Here is a 19172-nt window from a genome sequence, read left to right as displayed (position 1 = left end):
CCCCCGGCCCAGGCCGGGGGTTTTGTTTTGCATCGATAAAACTCTGCGTAACCCCCCTCCCCCCCGCAATGCCCGTCTACACTCGAAACATTCCCCGTGCCATAACGAGACCGTTATGCCCAGATTGCCGACTGTGTTGCTGCTGTCGCTGCTGACCTGGACCGCAACGGCTGGCGCGTTGACTCTTACCGATGATGAGCGTGGCTGGCTGGCGGACCATCAGGAGCTGCGGCTGGGGGTGGATGCGTCATGGCCACCCTTCGAATACCGCGATGAAAATGGCCACTATCAAGGCCTGGCCGCTGATTACGTGCGCCTGATCCAGGACCGTCTGGGCGTGAGGATCAAGCTGATCGAACCGGCCAGTTGGAGCGCTGTGCTCGAACAGGCCAGGAACAACCAGCTCGATTTGCTGCCCGGCATCATGTCCACCCCGGAACGCCAGAGCTACATAGCGTTCACGCGCCCCTACCTGGACTTTCCCATCGTGATCCTGGCCCATGAGGGCGGCGCCAAGCCGCGTAACCTCAAGGACCTCTACGGGCTGAAGATTGCAGTTGTGGAGAATTACGCGCCCCATGAACTGCTGCGCACTCACCACCCTGACCTCAACCTGGTGGCCATGCCGAATGTCAGCTCGACCCTGCAAGCACTGGCCACCGACGAAGTGGATGCCGTGGTCGGCGACCTCGCCTCCAGCGTCTGGAGCCTGCGCCAACTGAAGCTCGATGGCTTGTACGTCAGTGGCGAAACGCCCTATCGCTACCAACTGGCGATGGGCGTACCCCGGGACAACAAAATGCTGGTCGGCATCCTCGATAAAGTCCTCGCCGACCTCAGCCCACAAGAAACCGATGCCATCCAGCAACACTGGGTGGGCAGCATTACCGATCACCGTGAATTCTGGACCGACCTGCTGACCTACGGCTTGCCGGCGGTATTGCTGCTGAGCACCGTACTGGCCATCGTCATTCGCATCAATCGCCGGCTCAGCTCGGAGATATCCCGCCGCGTTGCGCTCGAGCAAGAGCTGCGCAGCAGCGAATACCACTATCGCGGCCTGGTGGAGAGCCTGTCCGCCATCGCGTGGGAAGCCAGCGTTGTCGATTTCACCTACAGCTACGTGTCACCCCACGCCGAGGAGCTGCTGGGCTATCCCCGCGCACACTGGTTGATCCCCGGCTTCTGGCGCAACATCATTCACCCAGCCGACCTGACACGCGCCGAAACCTATTGCTTGCGCGAAACCCGCGCCAACCGCGACCACAGCATTGATTACCGCGTCATCACCGCCAATGGCCACTGCCTGTGGGTGCGCGATATTGTCAGCCTGATAGAACACGGCCATGAGCCAGTTTTGCGCGGCTTGATGATCGACATCAGCGAAGCCAAGCGCACGGAAGAAGCCCTGCAACTGTCCGAGCAAAAGTTTGCCTCGGTGTTTCAGCAATGCCCGGACATATTGATACTCGCCCGACTGTCCGATGGCTGCCTGCTGGAAGTGAACAAGGCGTTCGAAGATCAGGTTGGCCTGGGCGCCGAAGAGGTGGTGGGTAAAACCGGTACGGCGCTCAACATCTGGGGGACCGAGGGCACTGGCCCGGACCTGCTGCAACGGGTGCAGACATCCAGTATCCGCAACCTGGAGATGCCCTTTCGGCGCAGCAACGGCCAAGCCTTTACCGGCCTGATTTCCGCCGAACCGTTCCAGCTCGACACCATCGAAGCCATCGTGGTGGTGGTGCGCGACATCTCCCAGCTCAAGGAAACCCAGCAGCAACTGCAAACTTCCGAAGAGAAATTCGCCAAGGCGTTCCATGCCTCACCCGACGGCCTGCTATTGAGCCGCCAGAGCGATGGCCTGCTGATCGAAGTGAACGATGGCTTCAGCCGTATTACCGGTTTCAACAGTGCGGCATCCCTCGACCAATCAGCCCTGGACCTGGGCATCTGGGTCGATCTCAACGAACGCAAGCACATGCTGGAACTGATGCACCGCGACGGTTATGTCCGCGACTTCATCTGCCATATCCGCCGCAGCGACGGGCAGATCCGCCTCTGCGAGTTATCCAGCCGGCCACTGCCCATTGGCGATGACGACTGCATGCTCACCATCGCCCGCGACATCACCGAACGCCAACTCATGCAGGAGAAGCTGCAACAGGCCGCCACGGTCTTCGAAAGCACCGCCGAAGGCGTGCTGATCACCGACACCCGGCAGAACATCAGCGCAGTCAACCGCGCCTTCAGCGAGATCACCGGCTACAGCGAGGCCGAAGCCCTGGGCCACACTCCGCGCCTGCTCGCCTCCGGGCTGCACGACAGCGCGTTTTATGCCGCGATGTGGCATCAACTGACGGCCCAAGGGCATTGGCAGGGCGAGATTTCCAACCGCCGCAAGAATGGCGAGGTTTATCCCAGCTGGCTGACGATCAGCGCCGTGCGCAACCGCGAGCAGTTGATCACGCACTTTGTCGCCGTGTTTGCCGATATCTCCAGCCTCAAGCTGGCCCAGGCGCGCCTCGACTATCAGGCGCACCACGATCCCCTGACCGGCCTGCCCAACCGCACACTGTTCGAAAACCGACTGCAGGCCGCCCTCAACGGCCATCAAGAAACCGGCAAACAAGGCGCCGTGCTGTTTCTCGACCTCGACCGCTTCAAACACATCAACGACAGCCTCGGCCACCCCATTGGCGACCTCTTGCTCAAAGACATCGCCGTGCGCCTCAAGGAACAACTGCGCGACATCGACACCGTCGCCCGCCTCGGTGGCGATGAATTCATCATCCTGCTGCCAGGCCTGCAACACGCCACCGACGCCGACTACCTCGCGAACAAACTGCTGGCGTGCTTCACCCCACCGTTCCAGGCCGGCGAACACGAGTTCTTTATCAGTGCCAGTATCGGCACCAGCCTCTACCCACAGGACGGCACCGACGTGGCCACCCTGGTTAAGAACGCCGACGCCGCGATGTACCGCTCCAAGGCCAAGGGCCGCAACCGGGTCGAAAGTTACACCCGCGACCTCACCGCCCAAGCCAACGAACGCGTAGCGCTGGAGCACGAACTGCGCCGCGCCATCGAACGCGACGAACTGAGCCTGTACTACCAGCCAAAACTCAGCCTGGTGACACAAGAGCTGATCGGCGCAGAAGCCCTCATCCGCTGGCACCACCCGACCTTCGGCGACGTACCTCCCGAGCATTTCATTGCCCTGGCCGAAGAAAACGGCATGATCCTGCAGATTGGCGACTGGGTACTCGAACAAGCCTGCCGACAAATGCACACCTGGCATCGCACTTACGACGACTTCGGCACACTCTCGGTCAACCTCGCCGGTGCGCAACTGCGCCACCCCAACCTGCTGTCACGCATCGAACAACTGCTGCACGACTACCGCCTCGAACCCGGCTGCCTGCAATTGGAAATCACCGAAAACTTCATCATGAGCCAGGCCGAAGAAGCGCTGGGAGTCCTGCACCAACTCAAGCACCTGGGCGTACAACTGGCGATTGACGACTTTGGCACCGGCTACTCATCCCTCAGCTACCTCAAGCGCCTGCCGCTGGACTTCCTGAAAATCGACCAATCCTTCGTCCGCGGCCTGCCCGACGACCCCCACGACGCTGCCATCGTGCGCGCCATCATCGCCCTGGGCCACAGCATGCAATTCACCATCATCGCCGAAGGCGTGGAAAACCCCGCGCAACAAGCATTCCTTGCCGCAGAAGGCTGCGAACAGATGCAAGGCTACATCGTCAGCCTGCCCCTACCGCCCGAGCTTTTTGCCGCGAGCTTTCTTCGTATGAGCCTTGAGGATTTTTCGGATAGCACAGCAGAGAAACCGTCGCTATAATCCGCGACCTGTTAAGGGCCTATAGCTCAGTTGGTCAGAGCAGAGGACTCATAATCCTTTGGTCCACGGTTCAAGTCCGTGTGGGCCCACCAAACAAGAAAGCCGCGCATTGCGCGGCTTTTGCGTTTCTGGCGTTCAACAAACGTCTCTACCCAAATCACCGAAAAGCACTTTCCGTCCACAAACTGTCCACCGTTGAAACCTATTGATCTGCATTCGACAGGCTAGTGACATCGCTCATGGCAATTTCCCACCAATTTTCATATCGCCAAATTGGCGATACGATCAGGGCATGTCTACCAAATACCGATTTCGCGACAAGTACCGCATAGAACTGCGGGAAAAGGACAACCTGCCACCCCACGTACACTTGACGGGCGGCGGCGTCGATGTCTTGATAAGCCTTGAAACATGTGAGGCGATGCTCGGCCGAGCGCCGACGGTGGTGCTGAAAGAGGCTTTGGCCTGGGTGCGAGCGCACCAAGATGAATTAATGGAGGAATGGCATAAATGGCATCCATGAAACGCCCTCGCCTGCGGGCTGTGCAGGCGCGTCCTGGCCATGTGCTGGAACTGACATTTATCGATGGCCAACAGTTTTTTCTGGATATGACCAAAGACGTCGCCACCTATCCTGGCCTGAAACCGTTGCAAGCAGCCGAAGCTTTTAAAGGTGCGACTCTGGGCGATGATGGCTGGAGCGTGGAATGGCCCGAGTTGGACATTCAAATCGGCGCCGACACACTGTACCTCGATGCCTTGGCTCAGGCCGCACCTGATGAAAACACCCGAATTTTCATCGGCTGGCGCGCCCGCACCGGGCTCAACCTGGCCCAAGCCGCCGAGGCCCTGGGCGTCGGCACGCGCAGCATCACCCGTTACAGCAACGGTCGCGAAGCAGTGCCACGCACACTCGCGCTGGCGTGCTTGGGCTGGGATCGCTTGCAGGAGCGACCCGAGCTCAAGCGCGCATGACGCGTTAGCGAAAGACTGATCACATCACACCCGAAAGCCGCGCATTGCGCGGCTTTCGCGTATCCGTGACTCTTCAATCCTCCCTCACATCAGCGCCTTGCGCTGCCTGCTCCCCAACACAAGCCTGTAACATGCCGCCCATTGCCGTCCGCATCGGAGCCTCACCTTGCCCGCCCTAGATGAAATCGACCGCCAACTGATCGCCGCCCTGCAGATCAACGCGCGCGAAAGCGTGGCCATGCTTGCACGCCAGTTAGGCATCGCGCGCACCACGGTGACCTCGCGCCTGGCCCGGCTGGAGAAAACCCAGGTGATCACCGGCTATGGCGTACGCCTTGGCCAACGCGTCGTCGACGGCGGTTTGCAGGCGTATGTGGGGATCACCGTGCAAGCGCGTTCGGGCAAGGAAGTGCTGCGCAGGCTCAGTGCCATGGCCCAGGTCCAGCAGTTGTGCGCCGTAAGTGGCGAATTCGATTACGTGGCGTGGCTGCGCACCGATTCGCCGGAGCAGCTTGACCAGTTGCTGGACCAGATCGGCAGCGTCGATGGCGTGGAGAAAACCACCACCTCGATCATCCTCAGCAACAAATTGGATCGTGGACAGCCAGTTTGACCGCCAACTTCGTCACTCTGACTAAAAACAATCCAATACGACGACACATTGCGTCTTATTAACGCGCGCTACGCTCCCTAAACTGGCTGCCATCTTTTCCTATACTCAGCGGGACGTGCCCCGCCGAGTTGCTAGCCAGGTCAGCCATGAACCCATTCAACAAAAACAATCGCCACCCAGCAGACGGTAAAAAGCCCATCACCATCTTTGGCCCGGACTTCCCCTTCGCCTTTGATGACTGGATCGAACACCCCGCCGGCCTGGGTAGCATTCCCGCCGCCCACCATGGCGCCGAAGTAGCGATTGTAGGCGCGGGCATTGCCGGCCTGGTCGCCGCGTACGAGCTGATGAAGCTGGGCCTCAAGCCCGTGGTGTACGAAGCCTCGAAAATGGGCGGCCGCTTGCGCTCCCAGGCATTTGAAGGCGCTGAAGGGATCATCGCCGAGCTCGGCGGCATGCGCTTCCCGGTATCGTCCACCGCGTTCTACCACTACGTGGACAAGCTCGGGCTGGAAACCAAACCGTTCCCCAACCCTTTGACCCCAGCGTCTGGCAGTACAGTGATCGACCTGGAAGGCCAGACTCACTACGCACAAAAACTGTCGGATTTGCCGGTGCTGTTTCAGGAAGTTGCCGACGCCTGGGCCGATGCCCTGGAGGCCGGCTCGCAGTTCGGTGATATCCAGCAAGCCATCCGCGACCGTGATGTGCCACGCCTCAAGGAGCTGTGGAACAAGCTCGTGCCGCTGTGGGACGACCGCACTTTCTACGACTTCGTCGCCACCTCCAAGGCGTTTGCCAAGCTGTCATTCCTGCACCGCGAAGTCTTCGGCCAGGTCGGCTTCGGCACCGGTGGCTGGGATTCGGATTTCCCCAACTCCATGCTGGAAATCTTCCGCGTGGTCATGACCAACTGCGACGACCACCAGCACCTCGTCGTCGGCGGCGTGGCACAAGTGCCCATGGGCATCTGGCGCCATGTGCCGGAACGTTGCGCCCACTGGCCGGCCGGCACCAGCCTCAGCTCATTGCACCGCGGCGCGCCACGGGCCGGGGTGAAGCGCATTGCCCACGCCGACGGTGGCCGTTTCGCCGTCACCGACAACTACGGCGACACCCGTGAATACGCCGCCGTACTGACCACCTGCCAGAGCTGGCTGCTGACCACCCAGATCGAATGCGACGAAAGCCTGTTCTCGCAAAAAATGTGGATGGCCCTGGACCGCACCCGCTACATGCAATCCTCGAAGACCTTCGTGATGGTCGATCGCCCGTTCTGGAAAGACAAGGATCCGGAAACCGGCCGCGACCTGATGAGCATGACCCTTACCGACCGCCTGACCCGCGGCACCTACCTGTTCGACAACGGCGACGACAAACCGGGCGTGATCTGCCTGTCTTACTCGTGGATGAGCGACGCGCTGAAAATGCTCCCGCAGCCCATCGACAAGCGCGTAAAGCTGGCCCTCGACGCCCTGAAGAAGATCTACCCGAAAGTCGATATCAAGGCGCGTATCATCGGCGACCCGATTACCGTGTCCTGGGAAGCCGACCCGCACTTCCTCGGGGCCTTCAAAGGCGCGCTGCCCGGTCACTATCGCTACAACCAGCGTATGTATGCGCACTTCATGCAGAAGGACATGCCCGCTGAGCAGCGTGGGATTTTTATCGCCGGTGACGACGTTTCCTGGACCCCGGCCTGGGTGGAAGGCGCCGTGCAAACTTCGCTGAACGCGGTGTGGGGCATCATGACCCACTTTGGCGGCAGCACTCACCCCGAGAACCCGGGGCCGGGCGATGTGTTCGATGCAATCGGCCCGATCGCCCTGGCTGAGTAAGGAGCCGAACCATGCGTGTCGCCCTGTACCAATGCCCGCCACTGCCGCTGGACGTGGCCGGCAATCTCAAGCGCCTGCACCAGTTGGCGCATGAAGCCTCCGGCGCCGATGTGCTAGTGCTGCCGGAGATGTTCCTCAGCGGCTACAACATCGGCGCCGAAGCAGTCGGCGCCTTGGCCGAGGCGGCCGACGGTCCCTGCGCACAGACGATTGCCGAACTGGCGCAAAGCGCGGGTCTGGCGATTGTGTATGGCTACCCGGAGCGCGCTGAAGACGGGCAGATCTACAACGCCGTACAGTTGATCGACGCCCACGGCCAACGCCTGTGCAACTACCGCAAGACCCATCTGTTTGGCGACCTTGATCACTCGATGTTCAGCGCCGGCGGCGACGACTTGCCGCTGGTGGAGCTCAACGGCTGGAAGCTGGGAATGCTGATCTGCTACGACCTGGAGTTCCCGGAAAACACCCGGCGCCTGGCCCTGGCCGGCGCCGAGCTGATTCTGGTGCCCACGGCGAACATGGTGCCGTTCGACTTCGTCGCCGATGTCACCGTGCGGGCGCGGGCCTTCGAGAACCAATGCTACGTGGCTTATGCCAACTACTGCGGGCATGAAGGCGAAATCCACTACTGCGGGCAAAGCAGCATCGCCGCACCGGATGGCCAGCGTATTGCCCAGGCGGGGCTGGACGAAGCCTTGATCATCGGCACCCTGGAGCGCCAATCGATCCTCAATGCCCGCGCCGCCAACCACTACCTGCACGACCGCCGCCCCGAACTGTACGGCGCGCTGCACAAGCCCTGACCCATTGGGTTTGCTAGCATAGGCACTTCCTACGTTTCGGAAGTGCCCATGCCTGCGCCGGCCCACCCCCTTGATCGTCAACTGACCCTCGCCAATGGCCTGCGGGTTACCCTGCTCCATGCGCCACGCTTGAAGCGCTGTGCCGCTGCGTTACGGGTGACTGCCGGTAGCCATGACGTGCCGCTGGCTTGGCCAGGTTTGGCGCATTTTCTTGAACACCTGTTGTTTCTCGGAACCGAGCGTTTTCCTACCAACGAAGGGTTGATGGCCTACGTGCAACGCCACGGTGGCCAGGTCAATGCCAGCACCCGTGAGCGCACCACCGAGTTCTTCTTTGAGCTGCCGGTTGCAACCTTTTCCGATGGGTTGGAACGCTTGGCGGACATGCTGGCCAACCCGCGCCTGGCGCTGGAAGATCAACTGCGCGAGCGCGAAGTGCTGCACGCGGAGTTTGTTGCCTGGTCCCGGGATGCCAAGGCACAGCAGCAGGTGGAGCTGCTGGAAGGTTTGGCGGCGGATCATCCGCTGCGCGGCTTTCATGCGGGCAACCGCGACAGCCTGCCGGTGGAGCGTGAGGCATTTCAGCAGGCCTTGCGGGAATTTCATCAGCAGTTTTACCAGAGCGGGCAGATGATTCTGCGCCTTGCTGGCCCGCAACCGTTGGACGAACTGGAAGCCCTGGCCCAGCGATTCAGCAATCCGCTGTCTACAGGCCCGTTGCACCCGCAAGCCGCGCCGCCCGCCTTGATGGCCGACCAAACCCAGGGTTATCAGTACAACACCGACAATCACCTGCACCAGGTCATCACTTGCCATGCACCCCGCGCGGCGCTGGAGTTCCTGTGCACCTGGCTCAACGCCTCGGCGCCAGGCGGGCTGTTGGCCGAGCTGCAAACCCGGCAACTGGCCACTGCCTTGCAGGCGACGGTGCTGTATCACTTTGCCGGACAGGCGGTACTCGTTATCGACTTTACGCTCGGCGCACAAGGTGAACAGGCGACACTGATTGAATCCTTGCTGTACGACTGGTTGAGCTTTTTCGCACATAGCGATTGGACTGCACTGCAAGAAGAGTTCGCCCTGCTCGCCGCTCGCCAGCAACAGACCCGAGGCGCCCTGGCCCTGGCTCAACACGCCAGCGAAGACGTGTCAGAGCAGAGCATCGCCGCCCTCAAAGCCATGCTCGATGCCCTGCACCTGCCGGCCGCCCGACACACTTGGCAACTACCTCCCAACAATCCCTTCCTGCGCCCGCCGCTCAAGGAAGAACGCGCCGGACTGATTCGCGGCCAGACCAGTGCCCATCGTGGTTTACGCACGTTCGCCCAGGACCGTTCACGGGGTCGCCGAGAAGTCTCGGCACTCACCTTCAGCCAAGCGTTGGCGGATGACACCGATGAAGCTGCGCTGTACCTGCACTGGCGCTTTGCTCCCTTGGGTCTGGAAAGCGCCCTGCATCCATTGCGTGAGAATGCTCGCCAAGCGGGCGTCGAATTGTCGTTTGAAACCGTCGGCGATGACTGGCTGGTGAAACTGGTCGGGTTACCCGAACCCATGCCGGCAGTGCTGGACGCGTTGGCGCATAGCCTGAATCAGACGCAACAGGCACCCTGCGCACCTACGCCGATGATCGCAATCCGCGAATTGCTCAAGGCGCTGCCCGCTTTCTGCAGCGCCAACACGCCGGAAAACGTCGAGGCAACCTGGGCCAGCGCACAATGGCAAGGCCTGGGGCTGGGGTTTTCCGCCGTGTCTGAAGCAGCGATCAAAGCCGCAGCGGCCCGCCTGCCCGGGCACCCTGCAAATCTCGAACGGGTCCCGGCAACCCTCGGCGGTCAGCGCATCTGGCACGAGGTACAAACCGATTCCAACGAAGCCGCCCTGCTGCTGTTTTGCCCGACACCCAGCCAATCCTTGGCGGATGAGGCCGCGTGGCGCCTGCTGGGGCATGTGCTCCAGGGCCCGTTTTACCAACGCCTGCGGGTAGAACTGCAAATCGGCTACGCGGTATTCAGCGGCGTCCGACAGATCAACGGGCAAACCGGTCTGCTGCTTGGTGTGCAATCCCCCAGCGTGTCCCTCGCTGGGATCATCGAACACCTGCACACCTTCCTCACGCAGTTACCTGCACGCATCAGCAGCAGCGAAGACCTCGGCAACCTGGCGCTGGCCCGACAATTTTCAACTGAGACGCTACCCCTCGCCCAGGCCGCCGAACTGCTCTGGCACGCGCGTCTGGTGGGGCATCCGGCGGAATATCTGGAGCACCTTCAACAATCAATCCAGGGCCTCACGCGTGAACAGATGCAACACGCCGCCGAGCAATTGATCGACGCCACAGGCGGCTGGCGTTGTATTGCCAACGGCCCAATCATCCAGGGTCAATGGCAGTCTCCAGGCTGATCGTTGCCAACCCTGCAACAGGCTTTTTCCTCCGAGACAGCGCTAACTTGAACAGATCTGAGTATTATTCCTACGCACACAGCTGAACATCTCCGATTGGAGGTGGACTATATGTATTACTTGGTAGTGAAAGTCCCATCCCTTGGTAGGAGTAAGAATATGACCTGGTCCAAACCTGCTTACACTGATCTGCGTATCGGTTTCGAAGTCACCATGTACTTCGCCAGCCGTTAATCTGCTGGGTAATACAACGCCTCGGCCCGCCCGGGGCGTTTTTGTTTTGAGCTTTGCTTGGGAGCTACCATGTTTGTCCAGATTCTAGGTTCCGCCGCCGGCGGTGGTTTCCCCCAGTGGAACTGCAACTGCGTGAACTGCGCAGGTTTCCGTGATGGCAGCCTGCGGGCCCAGGCGCGTACGCAGTCGTCCATCGCCATCTCCGACGATGGCGTGAATTGGGTGCTGTGCAACGCCTCGCCGGATATTCGTGCGCAACTGCAAAGCTTTGCGCCGATGCAACCGGGCCGCGCCCTGCGCGATACCGGCATCAGCGCGATCATCCTGATGGACAGCCAGATCGACCACACCACCGGCCTGCTGAGCCTGCGCGAAGGTTGCCCGCACCAGGTGTGGTGCACCGACATGGTCCATGAAGACCTCAGCACCGGCTTCCCGCTGTTCACCATGCTGACCCACTGGAACGGCGGCCTGGCCTGGAACCGCATCGAGCTGGACACCAGCTTCACCGTCCCGGCCTGCCCCAACCTGCGTTTCACCCCGCTGCCCTTGCGCAGCGCCGCGCCGCCGTACTCGCCGCACCGCTTCGACCCGCACCCAGGCGACAATATCGGCTTGATCGTCGAAGACCTGCGCACCGGCGGCAAACTGTTCTACGCCCCGGGCCTGGGCAAAGTCGACGCGCCGCTGCTGGAGATCATGGCCAGCAGCGACTGCCTGCTGGTGGACGGCACGATGTGGGATGACGATGAAATGCAGCGCCGTGGCGTCGGCACCCGCACCGGTCGCGAGATGGGCCACCTGGCGCAAAACGGCCCCGGTGGCATGCTCGAAGTGCTGGAGCAGTTGCCCGAGCAGCGCAAAGTACTTATCCACATCAACAACACCAACCCGATCCTCGATGAAGACTCCCCCGAGCGAGCGGAATTGGTGCGGCGCAATGTCGAAGTGGCTTACGACGGCATGAGCATTGAATTGTAGGAGCGACCGAAATGACTGACACGCCATTGACCACCGCTGAATTCGAAGCCGCCCTGCGGGCCAAGGGCGCCTTCTACCATATCCATCACCCGTACCACGTGGCGATGTATGAAGGCCGCGCGAGCCGCGAGCAGATCCAGGGCTGGGTTGCCAACCGCTTCTACTACCAGGTGAACATCCCGCTCAAAGACGCGGCGATCCTGGCCAACTGCCCGGATCGCGAGATCCGCCGCGAGTGGATCCAGCGCCTGCTCGACCACGACGGTGCACCGGGTGAGGACGGCGGTATCGAAGCCTGGCTGCGCCTGGGCCAGGCCGTCGGACTCGACCCCGATCAACTGCGTTCACAAGAATTGGTCCTGCCCGGCGTACGATTTGCGGTAGATGCCTACGTCAACTTCGCCCGTCGCGCCAGCTGGCAAGAAGCCGCCAGCAGCTCGCTGACCGAACTGTTCGCCCCGCAGATCCACCAGTCGCGCCTCGACAGCTGGCCGCAGCACTACCCGTGGATCGACCCCGCCGGCTACGAATATTTCCGCACCCGCCTGGGCCAGGCCCGGCGCGACGTGGAGCACGGTTTGGCGATCACCCTGCAGCACTACACCACCCGTGAAGGCCAGGAACGCATGCTGGAAATTCTCCAGTTCAAACTGGATATCTTGTGGAGCATGCTGGACGCCATGAGCATGGCCTACGAACTGAAACGCCCGCCGTATCACAGCGTGACCGAGCAACGGGTATGGCATAAGGGGATTGCCCTATGAGCTTTGATCGCAGCAAGAAACCGACCTGGCGCCAAGGTTACCGCTACCAGTACGAACCCGCGCAAAAGGGCCATGTACTGCTCTACCCCGAAGGCATGATCAAGCTCAACGACAGCGCCGCGCTGATCGGCGGTTTGATCGACGGCGAGCGCGACGTGGCGGCAATCATCGCCGAGCTGGATAAGCAGTTCCCCGGCGTACCTGAGCTGGGTGACGACATCGAGCAATTCATGGAGGTCGCCCGTGCTGAGCACTGGATCACCCTTGCCTGAAAAACCGCCGATTGGCCTGCCGCTGTGGCTGCTCGCCGAGCTGACCTACCGCTGCCCGTTGCAGTGCCCGTATTGCTCCAACCCGCTGGATTTTGCCGAGCAGGGCAAGGAGCTAAGCACCGAGCAGTGGTTCAAGGTGTTTCGCGAAGCGCGGGAAATGGGCGCCGCGCAGCTGGGCTTCTCCGGCGGTGAACCGCTGGTGCGCCAGGACCTCGCCGAACTCATCGCCGAAGCGCGCAAACTGGGGTTCTACACCAACCTGATCACCTCCGGCATCGGCCTTACCGAGCAGAAGATAAGCGACTTCAAGAAGGCCGGCCTGGACCATATCCAGATCAGCTTCCAGGCCAGCGACGAGCAAGTGAACAACCTGCTGGCCGGCTCGAAAAAAGCCTTCGCACAAAAACTCGAAATGGCCCGCGCAGTGAAAGCCCACGGCTACCCGATGGTGCTGAACTTCGTCACCCATCGGCACAATATCGACAAGATCGACCGCATCATCGAGCTGTGCATTGCGCTGGAGGCGGACTTTGTCGAACTCGCCACCTGCCAGTTCTACGGCTGGGCGCAGCTCAACCGCGTCGGGTTGCTACCCACCCAGGAACAGCTGGTGCGCGCCGAACGCATCACCAACGAATACCGCGCCAAGCTGGAAGCCGAAGGCCACCCGTGCAAGCTGATCTTCGTCACCCCGGACTACTACGAGGAACGCCCGAAAGCCTGCATGAATGGTTGGGGCAGTATTTTTCTGACCGTCACGCCGGACGGCACCGCCCTGCCCTGTCACGGCGCCCGACAGATGCCGGTGCAGTTTCCCAATGTGCGCGAGCACAGCATGCAGCACATCTGGTACGACTCGTTCGGTTTCAACCGCTTTCGCGGCTACGACTGGATGCCCGAACCCTGCCGTTCATGCGATGAAAAGGAAAAGGACTTCGGCGGCTGCCGTTGCCAGGCCTTCATGCTCACGGGGGACGCGAGCAATGCCGACCCGGTGTGCAGCAAGTCCGAGCAGCACGGCATCATCCTCAAGGCGCGGGAAGAAGCCGAACACGCCACTCAGACCATCGAGCAACTGGCCTTTCGCAATGAGCGCAACTCACGGCTCATCGCCAAAGGCTGAAAGCCTCAGCGCTTGGCGATGATGTACACCGCGTGAATGATGCCCGGGAAATAACCGCACAGGGTCAGCAGAATATTCAGCCAGAACGCACCGGCGAAACCCACTTGCAGGAACACACCCAGTGGCGGCAGCAGAATGGCGATGATGATACGAATGATGTCCATGGGTTCAGCTCCAGAAAATCGGCTCGTGTGAGCCGTGTAGCTAATCGACCTTGGGGGTTCGTGAGGGTTCAGTGGGATCTGGCATAGCGCCACTGTCAGGCCAGAATCTCCAAACCGTGCTTTTGCACGATGCTCAGTAACTTGAGCGCCATGCCGCTTGGGCGTTTCTCGCCGGATTCCCACTGTTTCACCGTGGAGGCGCTGGTGTTGAGGTAGCGGGCGAAGACAGGTTGGCTGACGTGGCAGCGCTCTCGCAGCCCTTTGATTTGTTCGGCAGAGATCTGCAACGGACCGCGCGTGAGGCACGCTTCGTCGAACTCACGAAGTTTGGTTTTGTTTATGGCGCCAATTGCGTAAAGCGCCAGGGCAGAGTGGTGGATGGACTCCATCGCTTCACTTACATATTTGTTGGTCATGATGCATCCCTCAATATGCCGTCTTAGAATCGTGTCACCAGTGGTGTGCACCAAGTACAAAAAAGTGCTCCATTTGCCGCTATTACTCTTTAACGAGCCTGCTAAAAAATCATCTCTTTAAGAGATGTTCAAGCGCCCTTTTCAATCCAAAAATTTCACACACAAAAAAACGCCCCCAGCCAAAAGAATCAGGCCGGAGGCGCCGCGTATACCGCGAGACGGTTCAGGAAACAGGGGTTAAACAGCGATGCCCTTGCGGCATTGCAGTTGCGCGGTGCGCACGCGGGAGAAGGCGCGCGCCAGGCGCAGGAGCATTTCGTCGATATTGCTTTTGCTCACCGTCAGCGCCGGGGTAAAGCGCAGGCAGTTGGGTTGCGAGGCGTTGAGGATCAGGCCTTCGTGCAGCGCCGCTTTTACTACCGCATCCGCAGAATCATCCGACAAGGTCAGGCCCCACATCAGGCCGTGGCCGCGCAGTTGGCCGTGGTCGTAGCGGTAAGCCAGGCGGGCGAGGCCTTCACCCAGGTGCAGGCCGGCTTCGCGTACATGCTCTAGAAAGCCGTGTTCCAACACGGTATCGAGTACGGCCACACCGGCCGACGCCATCAGCGCATTGCCGTGATGGGTGCCTTCCAACTCGCCCACTTCAAAGCAACAGGCTTTGCCCCGCGCCAGCAGCGCTGCCAGGGGCACGCCGCCGCCGAGGCCTTTGCCGAGGGTGATGATGTCGGCGCGCACGCCGTATTGCTGTTCGGCGAGCAAGGTGCCGCAGCGGCCGAGGCCGGTTTGCACTTCGTCGAGGATCAGCAGGATGCCCAGCTCGCGACATAGGCGCTCGACGCCTTTAAGGTAATGCTCGGTCGCGGGAATCACGCCCGCTTCGCCCTGGATCGGCTCGAGCATGATCGCGACGGTTTGCGCATCCACAGCGGCGTGCAGGGCCGGCAAATCGTTGAAGGGCACGTGGCTGAAGCCCGGCAATTGCGGCTCGAAGCGGTTGCCAGCGGCGCCCGCCGAAGCGGCCATCGCGGCGAAGCTGCGCCCATGGCAACCGGCGCTGGCGCTGATGATCCGATAGGCGCCGCCGCGATGCCGCTGGCCCCACTTGCGCGCCAGCTTGATCGCCGCTTCGCAGGCTTCCGCGCCGCTGTTGAGCAGGTAAGCCTGGTCGCTGCCGGTGCGGTGGCACAGGCGCTCGGCGAGGTTGAGTTGGGCACGGTTATACAGGCCATTGCCCGGGTTGATCAGTGCCTGGGTCTGGTCGGCCAGGGCTTTGATCAACACGTGCGGGCTATGGCCGAGGCTGTTGGCGGCGTTGCCCTGGCTGAAATCCAGGTAGGCACGGTCCTCACTGTCCCACAGCCAGGAACCCTGGCCGCGTACGAAAACTTGCGGTGGCCGCGCCACGGTGGGCATCAGGGAATCCCCCGAGGGCGATTCATCCAGAATCAGGTCATCCAGGCTCGGCGCAGGTCGACGCATATTGAACAGGTTCACAGCTCACCCCCGATAGCAACCGGACCTTGGTCGGTACACCTGGCGACTACGGCCATGAGGTTTTTTGCCTTGCCTATGTAAACGCTGTCTGAATAAACGCTGTTCATTGCCCGATCCGGCCCTGTAAGCCCTGCGAATAGGCGCTAGACTAGGCGCCTCGGGGGCCAACAGCCATTTCGATTTTCCAGCTTTTTCGATAAGTAAGTCTTATGGATTTCAAGCAACTGCGTTATTTCGTCGCGGTGTATGAGGAAGGCCACGTCGGCCGTGCCGCAGAGCGTCTGTCGATCTCCCAACCGGCACTGTCCCAACAGATCCGCCAACTGGAGCAGAACCTCGATGTGAGCCTGTTCGAACGCAGCAGCAAACGCCTGTTGCCGACTCTGGCGGCCCACACGCTGTACAACCACGCGTTGCCGCTGATCGATGGCATGCAGCAAGCCGTCGAAGCCTTGCGCAATTTCAAGGGCCAGGCCATGCGCACCTTGGCCATCGGCGTGCTGCAAACCGTGCACACCAGCCTGGTCCCGCAAATGCTTGAGCGTGTGCGCAAGGCCCAGCCCCATCTGGTGGTGCAGATCTACGAATTGACCGGGCTGGAGATCGAACGGCGACTGCTCAATGGCTCGCTGGACATAGGCATCAGCTACCTGCCACCCCGACAGCCGGGGCTACACGGCGCACTGCTGTACGAAGATGAGTTGAAGGTGGTCATCCCCGAAGATCATCCGCTGCGGGAATTCAAGAAGGTCTCGCTGAAACAGGCGGCCGAGTTGCCCATGTTGCTGCTGGGGGAAGAGTTTCAGGTCCGGCAGATCTGGCAGGGCCAATTGGCCAACCTCGGGCGGCGCCCGCAGGTGCAGGCCGAGTTGAACACCATGGTGGGGATTCTCGACAGCCTGCCTCACACCAAGCTGGCGACGGTGCTACCAGGACGTTCCCAGGACGAACACAACAGCCAGTCGCTGCTGTGGAAACCCTTGAGCGAACCCAGGGTGCCGTTGAAAGTGGGCTTGGTGTGTCGCGATGCGCAGCGCCAGCAAGCGACGGTAGCGCTGTTGCGCACCTTGCTCGAAGACGTGATGAATGCCCCGCAGGCAGGCGCCTGACTTTTTCGCGGGCAAAAGAAAACCCCGCCGAAGCGGGGCTTTGCAGACTGTTTCCCTGACATCCATTTCACTCCGCCGTCCTGGCAGAATCCTACGTGTCCGTGTTGTTGCTTTGCGCTTCCTGCGCGACGTCCATGTGAAGTAGATTATCTGTGGATCCAATTTGGCGATAGAGGACGAATAGCAGCACGTCATGTAAGAGAATGCTTACATGCCCTCCAAGCCCTTAGAACAGTGCTTCATCCAGCAAAAACAGCGATTCGCTACCGGCTTTTACCGACGCACTCAGCGACTGGATACGCGGCAGCAGGCGTGCAAAATAGAAGCGCGCCGTGCCCAGCTTGCTGGCGTAGAAGTCTTCCTCAGCCTCTTTGCCCAGCGCCGCCTTGGCCATGCGTGCCCACATGTAGGCGTAGGCCATGTATCCAAATGCATGCAAATACTCCACGGAGGCCGCGCCGATTTCATTCGGGTTGGTCTTCGCACGGTCCAGCACCCAGGCGGTCAATTCGTCGAGGTTATCCACCGCCGCGCTCAGCGGCTTGGTGAACTCGGCCAACTCAGCGCCTGCCGCTGCGATGAACTGGCGGATCTCGTCGGCGAACAAGGTGTAGAACGCACCGCCGCTGCCCACGATCTTGCGGCCCATCAAGTCCAGCGCCTGGATACCGTTGGTGCCTTCGTAGATCTGGGTGATGCGCACGTCACGCACCAGTTGCTCCTGGCCCCACTCGCGGATGTAACCGTGGCCGCCAAACACTTGCTGGCCGAGCACGGTGGTTTCCAGACCGAGATCGCTCAAGAACGCCTTGGCGACAGGTGTCAGCAACGCCACCAGGTTATCCGCGCGCTCGCGGGCCGCCGGGTCTTCGCTGAACTTGGCGATGTCCAGTTGCGTCGCCACGTAAGTGGAGAATGCACGGCCGCCTTCGTTCGCCGCCTTCATGGTCAGCAGCATGCGACGCACGTCCGGGTGGACGATGATCGGGTCCGCCACTTTGTCCTTGGCCTGGGCACCGGTCGGCGCACGGCTTTGCAGGCGGTCACGCGCGTATTCAATCGCGTTCTGGTACGAGCGCTCACCTGACGCCAGGCCCTGGATGCCAACGCCCAGACGCTCGTAGTTCATCATGGTGAACATCGCCGCCAGGCCCCGGTTCGGCTCGCCCACCAGGTAACCCACGGCGCCATCGAAGTTCATCACACAGGTCGCGGACGCCTGGATGCCCATCTTGTGTTCGATCGAGCCACAGCTCACCAGGTTACGCGCGCCCAGGCTGCCATCGGCATTGACCATGAACTTGGGCACGAGGAACAACGAAATGCCCTTGGGACCGGCCGGCGCATCCGGCAGCTTGGCCAGCACCAGGTGGATGATGTTGTCGGTCAGGTCGTGCTCGCCACCGGTGATAAAGATCTTGGTGCCGCTGATGGTGTAGGAACCGTCCGCCTGCGGCTCGGCCTTGGTGCGAATAATCCCCAGGTCCGTACCGGCATGGGCTTCGGTCAGGCACATGGAGCCAGCCCACTCACCGGAGTACATCTTCGGCAGGTAGATGGCCTTCAACTCTTCACTGGCGTGGGTGTTGATCGACACACAGGCGCCAGAGGTCAGCATTGGGTACAGGCCGAACGCCAGGCTCGACGAGTTGATCATCTCCTCAACCTGGGCCGAGACCGCCTTGGGCATGCCCATGCCGCCGAACACCGGGTCTCCGCCTACGCCGACCCAACCGCCTTCAGCGTAGGTTTTGTAGGCCTGTGGATAACCATCCGGGGTAAACACCGCGGTGTCTTCCCAACGGCAACCCTGCTCATCGCCGCCACGGCTGAGCGGGGCGATGGATTTGGCGGTGACTTTGCCGGCTTCTTCGAGGATGGCCTCTACGGTTTCGGCGTCAACGGTGTCTGCCAATGCCGGCAATTGGGCCCAAGTGGTGGCGACCTCAAAGACTTCATTGAGGACGAAGCGCATATCACGCAGCGGCGCTTTGTAATCAGCCATGGCAAACCTCGTGAGAACGTGAAAAGTAATTCGGTAAGTGTCGGTTTTACAGGCTCCGAGTGTACCCGAACAACTTTTCAGACACATAGGGTCCACTTGTGACTGACTGGTAT

General features: G+C 61.0%; 17 protein-coding genes and 1 tRNA gene. 14 read left to right on the top strand and 4 right to left on the bottom strand.

Annotated features, from left to right (window positions below):
- Nucleotides 1–115 precede the first annotated feature (115 nt).
- The 13 genes from ACZRMO_RS25870 (at nt 116) to pqqE (ending at nt 13868) form a co-directional block, all read left to right on the top strand.
- Nucleotides 116–3859 (top strand): EAL domain-containing protein, encoded by a 3744-nt coding sequence (locus ACZRMO_RS25870; protein WP_463974720.1) that lies wholly within the window; start codon nt 116–118, stop codon nt 3857–3859.
- Nucleotides 3860–3874: 15 nt separating this feature from the next.
- A tRNA-Ile gene (locus tag ACZRMO_RS25865) sits at nt 3875–3951 on the top strand.
- A 200-nt stretch (nt 3952–4151) separates the two neighbouring features.
- The gene (locus ACZRMO_RS25860) at nt 4152–4382 is read left to right on the top strand and encodes a DUF4160 domain-containing protein (RefSeq protein WP_463974719.1); all 231 of its coding nucleotides are present in this window, start codon (nt 4152–4154) and stop codon (nt 4380–4382) included.
- The gene (locus tag ACZRMO_RS25855; protein WP_463974718.1) at nt 4370–4834 is read left to right on the top strand and encodes a DUF2442 domain-containing protein; all 465 of its coding nucleotides are present in this window, start codon (nt 4370–4372) and stop codon (nt 4832–4834) included. The genes ACZRMO_RS25860 and ACZRMO_RS25855 overlap by 13 nt, the downstream gene beginning before the upstream one ends.
- 166 nt (nt 4835–5000) lie before the next feature.
- A complete protein-coding gene (locus ACZRMO_RS25850; protein ID WP_135289036.1) occupies nt 5001–5447 on the top strand; it encodes an Lrp/AsnC family transcriptional regulator in 447 nt (148 codons plus the stop codon).
- A 146-nt stretch (nt 5448–5593) separates the two neighbouring features.
- Nucleotides 5594–7285 carry a flavin monoamine oxidase family protein gene (locus ACZRMO_RS25845; RefSeq protein ID WP_207045091.1) on the top strand — a complete coding sequence of 564 codons (1692 nt, stop codon included), beginning with the start codon at nt 5594–5596 and terminating at the stop codon, nt 7283–7285.
- 11 nt (nt 7286–7296) lie between these two features.
- Entirely contained in the window at nt 7297–8091 is a 795-nt protein-coding gene (locus tag ACZRMO_RS25840; protein WP_463974717.1) for a carbon-nitrogen hydrolase family protein, read from the top strand.
- A gap of 48 nt (nt 8092–8139) precedes the next feature.
- The gene (gene pqqF / locus ACZRMO_RS25835; protein WP_463974716.1) at nt 8140–10494 is read left to right on the top strand and encodes a pyrroloquinoline quinone biosynthesis protein PqqF; all 2355 of its coding nucleotides are present in this window, start codon (nt 8140–8142) and stop codon (nt 10492–10494) included.
- A gap of 159 nt (nt 10495–10653) precedes the next feature.
- A complete protein-coding gene (pqqA, locus tag ACZRMO_RS25830; RefSeq protein ID WP_003194766.1) occupies nt 10654–10728 on the top strand; it encodes a pyrroloquinoline quinone precursor peptide PqqA in 75 nt (24 codons plus the stop codon).
- A gap of 69 nt (nt 10729–10797) precedes the next feature.
- Nucleotides 10798–11709 carry a pyrroloquinoline quinone biosynthesis protein PqqB gene (pqqB, locus tag ACZRMO_RS25825; RefSeq protein WP_463974715.1) on the top strand — a complete coding sequence of 304 codons (912 nt, stop codon included), beginning with the start codon at nt 10798–10800 and terminating at the stop codon, nt 11707–11709.
- A gap of 11 nt (nt 11710–11720) precedes the next feature.
- The gene (gene pqqC / locus ACZRMO_RS25820; protein WP_463974714.1) at nt 11721–12473 is read left to right on the top strand and encodes a pyrroloquinoline-quinone synthase PqqC; all 753 of its coding nucleotides are present in this window, start codon (nt 11721–11723) and stop codon (nt 12471–12473) included.
- A complete protein-coding gene (gene pqqD, locus ACZRMO_RS25815) occupies nt 12470–12745 on the top strand; it encodes a pyrroloquinoline quinone biosynthesis peptide chaperone PqqD (RefSeq protein WP_003194772.1) in 276 nt (91 codons plus the stop codon). Before pqqC ends, pqqD begins: the two co-directional genes overlap by 4 nt.
- A complete protein-coding gene (gene pqqE / locus ACZRMO_RS25810; RefSeq protein ID WP_017739526.1) occupies nt 12738–13868 on the top strand; it encodes a pyrroloquinoline quinone biosynthesis protein PqqE in 1131 nt (376 codons plus the stop codon). The genes pqqD and pqqE overlap by 8 nt, the downstream gene beginning before the upstream one ends.
- Before the next feature lie 5 nt (nt 13869–13873).
- Here the strand turns inward: pqqE and ACZRMO_RS25805 are convergent, their stop codons facing one another.
- From ACZRMO_RS25805 to ACZRMO_RS25795, 3 genes are all read right to left on the bottom strand, one after another.
- Nucleotides 13874–14032, bottom strand: a complete 159-nt coding sequence (locus tag ACZRMO_RS25805; protein ID WP_010207008.1) for a YqaE/Pmp3 family membrane protein — start codon at nt 14030–14032, stop codon at nt 13874–13876.
- A gap of 95 nt (nt 14033–14127) precedes the next feature.
- Nucleotides 14128–14448, bottom strand: a complete 321-nt coding sequence (locus tag ACZRMO_RS25800) for a helix-turn-helix domain-containing protein (protein ID WP_463974713.1) — start codon at nt 14446–14448, stop codon at nt 14128–14130.
- 237 nt (nt 14449–14685) lie between these two features.
- Nucleotides 14686–15945, bottom strand: coding sequence for an aspartate aminotransferase family protein (locus ACZRMO_RS25795; RefSeq protein WP_463974712.1), 1260 nt, complete (start codon nt 15943–15945; stop codon nt 14686–14688).
- A gap of 209 nt (nt 15946–16154) precedes the next feature.
- Here ACZRMO_RS25795 and ACZRMO_RS25790 point away from each other — a divergent pair, with 209 nt between their 5' ends.
- Nucleotides 16155–17054, top strand: coding sequence for a LysR family transcriptional regulator (locus ACZRMO_RS25790; RefSeq protein WP_124527153.1), 900 nt, complete (start codon nt 16155–16157; stop codon nt 17052–17054).
- A gap of 226 nt (nt 17055–17280) precedes the next feature.
- On the opposite strand, the gene ACZRMO_RS25785 is transcribed toward ACZRMO_RS25790, so the two are convergent.
- Nucleotides 17281–19059: an acyl-CoA dehydrogenase C-terminal domain-containing protein gene (locus ACZRMO_RS25785; RefSeq protein WP_463974711.1), complete on the bottom strand. Its 1779-nt coding sequence runs from the start codon at nt 19057–19059 to the stop codon at nt 17281–17283.
- Nucleotides 19060–19172: the final 113 nt, after the last annotated feature.

It is taken from the genome of Pseudomonas sp. B611, assembly GCF_055407965.1.
Note: the sequence above shows the minus strand (reverse complement) of the source record. Positions and strands in the feature narration are given on the sequence as shown.

Bases quoted from the DNA above. Each gene is read 5' to 3' on its own strand.
- ACZRMO_RS25870 (WP_463974720.1), top strand. From the start codon at position 116: ATGCCCAGATTGCCGACTGTGTTGCTGCTGTCGCTGCTGACCTGGACC.
- ACZRMO_RS25860 (WP_463974719.1), top strand. From the start codon at position 4,152: ATGTCTACCAAATACCGATTTCGCGACAAGTACCGCATAGAACTGCGG.
- ACZRMO_RS25855 (WP_463974718.1), top strand. From the start codon at position 4,370: ATGGCATCCATGAAACGCCCTCGCCTGCGGGCTGTGCAGGCGCGTCCT.
- ACZRMO_RS25845 (WP_207045091.1), top strand. From the start codon at position 5,594: ATGAACCCATTCAACAAAAACAATCGCCACCCAGCAGACGGTAAAAAG.
- ACZRMO_RS25840 (WP_463974717.1), top strand. From the start codon at position 7,297: ATGCGTGTCGCCCTGTACCAATGCCCGCCACTGCCGCTGGACGTGGCC.
- pqqF (WP_463974716.1), top strand. From the start codon at position 8,140: ATGCCTGCGCCGGCCCACCCCCTTGATCGTCAACTGACCCTCGCCAAT.
- pqqB (WP_463974715.1), top strand. From the start codon at position 10,798: ATGTTTGTCCAGATTCTAGGTTCCGCCGCCGGCGGTGGTTTCCCCCAG.
- pqqC (WP_463974714.1), top strand. From the start codon at position 11,721: ATGACTGACACGCCATTGACCACCGCTGAATTCGAAGCCGCCCTGCGG.
- pqqD (WP_003194772.1), top strand. From the start codon at position 12,470: ATGAGCTTTGATCGCAGCAAGAAACCGACCTGGCGCCAAGGTTACCGC.
- ACZRMO_RS25805 (WP_010207008.1), bottom strand. From the start codon at position 14,032: ATGGACATCATTCGTATCATCATCGCCATTCTGCTGCCGCCACTGGGT.
- ACZRMO_RS25800 (WP_463974713.1), bottom strand. From the start codon at position 14,448: ATGACCAACAAATATGTAAGTGAAGCGATGGAGTCCATCCACCACTCT.
- ACZRMO_RS25790 (WP_124527153.1), top strand. From the start codon at position 16,155: ATGGATTTCAAGCAACTGCGTTATTTCGTCGCGGTGTATGAGGAAGGC.
- ACZRMO_RS25785 (WP_463974711.1), bottom strand. From the start codon at position 19,059: ATGGCTGATTACAAAGCGCCGCTGCGTGATATGCGCTTCGTCCTCAAT.